Below are 3,530 nucleotides of genomic sequence, written 5' to 3' on the forward strand. Positions count from 1 at the left end.
GCGCTGGCGCACTACGCGCCGGTGGCGCGCATGGCGCGCGCCGCGGCAGCCGCCGGCTATGCGCGGCTGGCGTGAGCGCGCCGGCGCGCTCAGTTCCGGGTGACGCGGCTGGCGAAGGCCGCCGCATCGCCCAGCGCGCGGCGCGCCTCGGGCAGGAAGGGGTGATAGAGCTGCCAGACGTGCGGCAAGCCGCGCCAGATGTGCAACTCCGCCTGGCCGCCGGCGGCCAGGCAGCGCTCGACCAGCCGGCGCGAATCGTCGAGCAGCACTTCCTTGTCGCTGGCCTGCACATAKAGCGGCGGCAGCGTGGCCAGCGCGGCGGCATCCGCGTACAGCGGCGATGCCAGCGGCTCGGTGGCGGCGGTCTTGCCGAGATAGAGACGGGCGGCGCGTGCGATCGATTCGCCATGGAACATCACGTCGTGGCGGTCGTTGCTGCGCAGTGTTTCGCCGGTGGCGGCGAGGTCGGTCCACGGCGAGAACAGCAGCGCCCCGGCGGGCAGTGGCAGGCCGCGCGCCTGTAGCGCGAGCAGCGTCGCCAGCGCCAGCCCGCCGCCGGCCGAATCGCCGGCGATGACGATCTGCCCCGGCGCKATGCCGCGCGCCAGCAGCGCCGCATAGGCAGCGAGCGCATCGTCCAGCGCGGCGGGGAACGGATGCTCCGGCGCCAGCCGGTAGTCCAGCGAGAACGCCTGCATGCCGGTCTTGCGCGCCAGTGCGAGCGTCAGCGGGCGATGCGTCTGCGGCGTGCAGAAGTAGTAGCCGCCGCCATGCAGGTAGAACAGCGTCGGCACATCGGCCTGCGAGCCAGCCTGCAGATCAGCATGCGCACCGGCGCCTTCGCGGCGCGTCCATTCCCCAGGCAAGCCGGCGTCCCCGGAGCGCTCGATGCGCCAGCCCGCAGGCACGCGCGCATTGTGCCCGAACTGCGACATCGCCCGCCGCGCGGCGGCCACGTCGATCTGCGCGGGCGGTGGCCCGCGCTTCAGGCGCTTTCTCAATCCATAGGACAGCAACAGGTTCTGCAGGCTCATCGGCTCCTCGCTCGCTGGTCACCACTGCTTGTCGTTACCCGGCCTTGTCCTGGCGCCCCGCTCAGTGCGGCCGCCCCTGCTGCGGCTTGCGCTTGCGGCCCGCAGTGGGCGCGGCGGCCTGGACATGCGCGGGCCCGCGCTGCTGCTCCGCGGCGCCATGCAGCAGCCAGCAGATCAGCTGCTGCGATTGTTCGATGCGCTTGCGGCGCCCCTGCGCGTTGTCTTCGAGATAGTCGGTCGACAGATGGAACAGGTAGGACACCACGTAGGCGATCAGGTCGTCGATGGCCGTGCGCGGCAGCCCCGGGCAGAGTGCCAGCCGCTMGATGTCTTCCGCCGTTTCGGCGGCGATGTCGGCCAGCAGCTGGCGCACCGCGTGGCGCAGCGCCGGCTGCGGCCCGGTGCTGCCGCACACGCCGACGATAAAGGCGTCGGGGTGCGCCTCGGCGTAGGCGAAGAAGGCCTCGCAGCAACGCGTGGCGACCTCGCCGGGATTGTCGCGCGCCGCGGCCCAGCGCACCGCGCGCAGCATCGGGCGCAGCTCGTTGCTGACCTCGGCCACGGCCGTCAGTGCCAGTTCTTCCATATCGGCGAAATGGCGGTAGAAGGTGTTGGGATTGAGGCCCGCTTCGCGCGCAAGCTCGCGCAGGCCGAGGCCGGCGAAGCTGCGCCGCGCGGCGGCAAGGCGCAGCGCGGCGTCGATCAGTTTGCGTTTGCCGGCGGCAACGTCATCCATGGTATCGGTCTGAAAAATTGAGGCTGGGATAGCGCAAGCATATCCGGAGCGGGCCGGGCACGGCCTGTTGCGCGATCCTGTTGCGCGATCCTGTTGCGTGATCCTGTTGCACGAGGCCGTTGCGAAAAACCGTTTGGAATTGACACTCGGCATACATTCGTCTACTTTGCTGCAAAAGTAGACGCTTGTCTACGTCCAAGAACGAAGACACACGAGACACGCGCGGCCCGCGGGCCGCCCGGCACAACCCCGGCGCCTTGCGCGCCGACTTCGAACGGTGACCTGAACATGYAGCCAGTCTCCAACCCGGCTTCCGTCTCCGCCGCTACCGGTTCCGCCGCGGCTGCCGCGCCGGTGACGCGCGCGCTCGAGCCCATCCCGCAGGCGCCCGGCTGGCMGGTGGTCGGCAATCTCCTGCAGGTCACGCCCGGCATGGTCGCGCAGCACCTGCTAGCGCGCAGCCGCGAGTTCGACGGCATCTTCGAGCTGAACTTCGCCGGGCGGCGCGTGGCCTTCATCTCCGATGCAGAGCTGGTGGCGGAGCTGTCCGACGGCCAGCGCTACCGCAAGCTGATCGGCCCGCCGCTGTCCTACCTGCGCGAGGTGGGTGGCGACGGCCTGTTTACCGCCGACCACGACGAGGAGAACTGGGGCCGTGCGCACCGCATCCTGATGCCGGCCTTCAGCCAGCGCGMCATGAAGGGCTACTTCGACGTGATGCTGCGCGTGGCCGAGCGCCTGGTCGGCAAATGGGACCGGCAAGGCCCCGGCGCCGACATCGCCGTGGCCGACGACATGACCCGCCTCACGCTGGACACCATCGCGCTGTCGGGCTTCGGCTACGACTTCGATTCCTTCGCCAGCGAAAAGCTGCATCCCTTCATCGACGCCATGGTGGGCGCGCTCGAAGAGGCCATGGGCAAGCTCACGCGCTTCGCCATCAAGGACAAGTTCATGCATGCGGCGCACCGCAAGTTCGCCGCCGATGTCGGCTTCATGCGCGAGCTGGTGGACGACGTGGTCAGGCAGCGCCGCGCGGCGGCCGCGCAGGGCCAGGCGCCCGCGCCCGACCTGCTCAACCTGATGCTCGACGCGCGCGATCCCGAGACCGGCGAACGCCTGGACGACGTGAATATCCGCAACCAGGTCATCACCTTCCTGATCGCCGGGCACGAGACCACCAGCGGCATGCTCACCTTCGCACTGTACGAGCTGCTGCGCAACCCGGGCGTGCTGGCGCAGGCCTATGCCGAAGTGGACGCCGTGCTGCCCGGCGACGCGCCGCCGGTCTATGCCGACCTGGCCCGCCTGCAGGTGATCGACCGCGTGCTCAAGGAAACGCTGCGGCTGTGGCCCACCGCGCCGGGCTTCTCGGTGGCGCCGTTCGAGGACACCGTGCTGGGCGGACGCTACCTGATCCAGAAGAACCGGCGCGTGTCGGTGGTGCTTACCGGCCTGCATCGCGACCCCAAGGTATGGGAGGATCCCGATCGCTTCGATATCGACCGCTTCCTGCCGGAGAACGAGGCGCGCATCCATCCGCATGCCTACAAGCCGTTCGGCAACGGCGAGCGTGCCTGCATCGGGCGCCAGTTCGCGCTGACCGAGGCCAAGCTGGCGCTCGCGCTGATGCTGCGCAACTTCCAGTTCAGCGATCCGCACGACTACCAGTTCCGCATCAAGGAAACGCTCACGCTCAAGCCGGACGCCTTCACGCTGCGCGCGCGCCGCCGCCGTCCGCACGAGCGCATCGTGGCCGC

3 protein-coding genes are annotated in these 3,530 nt (G+C 69.8%); 1 reads left to right on the forward strand and 2 read right to left on the reverse strand.

What is annotated here, in order from left to right:
• Positions 1-89 precede the first annotated feature (89 nt).
• Positions 90-1,034 (reverse strand): alpha/beta hydrolase fold domain-containing protein, encoded by a 945-nt coding sequence (locus tag AC1DKV_RS40225; protein ID WP_441612927.1) that lies wholly within the window; start codon positions 1,032-1,034, stop codon positions 90-92.
• A gap of 61 nt (positions 1,035-1,095) precedes the next feature.
• Positions 1,096-1,770, reverse strand: coding sequence for a TetR family transcriptional regulator (locus tag AC1DKV_RS40230; RefSeq protein ID WP_477139735.1), 675 nt, complete (start codon positions 1,768-1,770; stop codon positions 1,096-1,098).
• A gap of 288 nt (positions 1,771-2,058) precedes the next feature.
• Between AC1DKV_RS40230 and AC1DKV_RS40235 the strand changes: the two genes are divergently transcribed.
• The coding region (locus AC1DKV_RS40235; RefSeq protein WP_477139736.1) for a cytochrome P450 at positions 2,059-3,530 on the forward strand (1,472 nt) is incomplete at its 3' end.

This window comes from Cupriavidus sp. 05T41 (assembly GCF_056396525.1).